Below are 685 nucleotides of genomic sequence, written 5' to 3' on the forward strand. Positions count from 1 at the left end.
CAAAATCTTTAGCATCCCGTTTGAGATATTGACCATCGATTATCCTCTGCTCAAATGGTCGATTAAACGCTTGTAAGTAAACATCATAATCCAGCAACTCCGCTTCATACTTTGACAACGAATAACTGCTTAAGGTGACTTCATGTTGAATATCTGCACCGCTGCTGACCATTTCGACACCACTGTAACAGCTTGCTTCCGGCGTCCAGACTGGGCGATTAAGATCGTCGTTCATGCAGGGCATACGAAAGTCGCCCATAATAAAACTGCCACCTTCGACAAACACCATATTCTCAATCGACTTTACCGCGACCTCAGCAATATTTTGTTTTAGTTCGCTGTCTGCATCTGGATAGTGTTTGTTGACATTACTAATAATGGTGTTGAGCTGCTGTTGAGAAAGCACGTTGCTGGAAATGTCGATATCGCTATTGCATGCCGCCAATAAAGGAATCGCCCCGAGAAGACCTAGCCATTTATAATTCATTATCAATCCTCATTATGTAGCCGTTCATTTTAAGCGGCTAAGCAGGTGACATGAAGTTAATGACTCGGAAATAATGTGATTTCCCTTCCTTTTCTTAATGATGCACACCCAGTTAATAATTAATCAATCTATCAAGTAATTATCAGAAACGCTGTCTTAATATTGGTGTAGTTAAAACGTGTGTCCCGTTAAGAATCG

1 pseudogene is annotated in these 685 nt (G+C 41.0%); it reads right to left on the reverse strand.

Annotated features, from left to right (window positions below):
- Window positions 1-487, reverse strand: a pseudogene (locus QTN94_RS20235) (formylglycine-generating enzyme family protein); the annotation flags it as partial.
- Window positions 488-685: the final 198 nt, after the last annotated feature.

It is taken from the genome of Vibrio sp. M250220 (assembly GCF_036533795.1).
Classification (GTDB): domain Bacteria; phylum Pseudomonadota; class Gammaproteobacteria; order Enterobacterales; family Vibrionaceae; genus Vibrio.